At 67.0% G+C, this 1,546-nt stretch carries 2 protein-coding genes, 1 tRNA gene and 1 pseudogene; all 4 read right to left on the bottom strand.

The window, feature by feature from the left end; all coding sequences use genetic code 11:
• Positions 1–96: 96 nt before the first annotated feature.
• Positions 97–173, bottom strand: a tRNA-Asn gene (locus DCO49_RS20030).
• Between the two features lie 22 nt (positions 174–195).
• Positions 196–666, bottom strand: a complete 471-nt coding sequence (rlmH, locus tag DCO49_RS20025) for a 23S rRNA (pseudouridine(1915)-N(3))-methyltransferase RlmH (RefSeq protein ID WP_079222687.1) — start codon at positions 664–666, stop codon at positions 196–198.
• Positions 667–732: 66 nt separating this feature from the next.
• Positions 733–1,146, bottom strand: coding sequence for a ribosome silencing factor (rsfS, locus tag DCO49_RS20020; protein WP_108769533.1), 414 nt, complete (start codon positions 1,144–1,146; stop codon positions 733–735).
• A gap of 70 nt (positions 1,147–1,216) precedes the next feature.
• Positions 1,217–1,546: pseudogene (locus DCO49_RS20015) on the bottom strand (nicotinic acid mononucleotide adenylyltransferase); the annotation flags it as partial.

Raw genomic sequence — 1,546 nt, 5'->3', positions numbered from 1 at the left:
CTCGGCTGCCGTTCTGCCGCAGCCGAGCATGGGCTCGGCTCTACAGAAGCTCGACGCAAAAAAAAACCCGCATCTCGCGATGCGGGTTTTCAAAGGTGGCGCCCGAAGTTGGACTCGAACCAACGACCCCCTGATTAACAGTCAAGTGCTCTAACCGGCTGAGCTATTCGGGCAGACGACCAGTATAACCACTCTTCACGCGCGATGGTAGGGGTGATTCGCAATCATTGCTGCGGCCCGATACAGCTGCTCGGCGACCACCAGCCGCACCAGCATGTGCGGCAGGGTCAGCGGTCCGATCGACCACTTCTCATCGGCCAGCGCGGACACTTCCGGCGAGTGCCCTTCCGGGCCACCGATCAGGAAGGCCAGGTCCCTGCCCTGCCCGCGCCAATGCTCCAGGCGCTGCGCGAGCTGTTCGGAACTGAGCTGGCGGCCCGGCACGTCCAGCGCCACCACGTAGGCATTCTTCGGCAGCGCAGCGATCACCCGCTTGCCTTCGTCCTCGGTGGCACGACGCGCATCGCGGCCCTTGCCACGCAGGCCCGGCTCGATTTCCACCAGTTCGAACGGCAGCCAGTGCGACAGCCGCTTCTGGTATTCGGCGAAGCCCTGCGCAACCCAGCTGGGTGCGCGTTCACCGGTGGCGATCAGGCGGGCTTTCATCTACGCACTCTCCAAAACGTCGACGGCGCCATCGGCGCCGTCGAAGGGGTACAGCAACGCCGTGGCTCAGGCCACTTCGTCGTCGTCGCTGGGCGGCGGCTGGTCGCCGACGGTCCACAGGCGCTCGAGGGCGTAGAACTCACGCACGCGCGGCAGCATGACGTGGACGATGATGTCGCCCAGGTCGACCAGCACCCACTCGGCTTCGCGCTCACCTTCCACGCCCAGCGGCATCACGTCGATGTTCTTGGCGAAGCGCACGACTTCATCGGCGATCGACTTGACGTGGCGGGTCGAGGTGCCCGAAACGACGATCATGTAATCGGCAACGCTGGACCGGCCGCGCACGTCGATCTCGACCAGGTCCTTGGCCTTCAGGTCTTCGGTGGCTTGGCGGACGCTGGCCAGCAGTTGCGGCACGGAGGGCGGCGGGCTGGGCAGATCGACCTTGATGGTCTGGGGCTGGGTCTGGTTGCTCAAAGTGGATCGACTCTATAAACGTGGGGGCGATTATACGGGCATGGCGCGCTTGCGCCATTCACGCGGGTATTCAGGGTGTACCGGGGTGGTACAGGCGCTGCCCGGCCACATAGTCGGCCACCGCCGGCGGCAGCATCGCCCGCCAGGGCCCGGCCGCGCCAATCTGGGCGCGTACGGCACTGGCCGACTCGCCACGCAGGGGCTGGTGCAGGCGCAGCACGCGCCCGGTCGGGCTGGCGAACAGCGACTGCTCGTTGTCGGCCCAGCGCCCTTCCAGGGCCTGGCCGAGCTCGCCGGCCACGGCGTCGCGCAACGGGCTGCCCGGCCGCTCGGCCACGATGAAGTGGGCCAGGCCGAACAGCGCCTGCCATTCGTGCCAGGCCGGCAGGGCCAGCAGGCT

This window comes from Stenotrophomonas sp. SPM, from assembly GCF_003105135.1.
Taxonomy (GTDB): domain Bacteria; phylum Pseudomonadota; class Gammaproteobacteria; order Xanthomonadales; family Xanthomonadaceae; genus Stenotrophomonas.
This window is presented reverse-complemented; position numbering and strand designations above follow the sequence as displayed.

What these genes read in the sequence shown, in the direction of transcription:
- rlmH (WP_079222687.1), bottom strand. Translation starts at nt 666, where the DNA reads ATGAAAGCCCGCCTGATCGCCACCGGTGAACGCGCACCCAGCTGGGTT.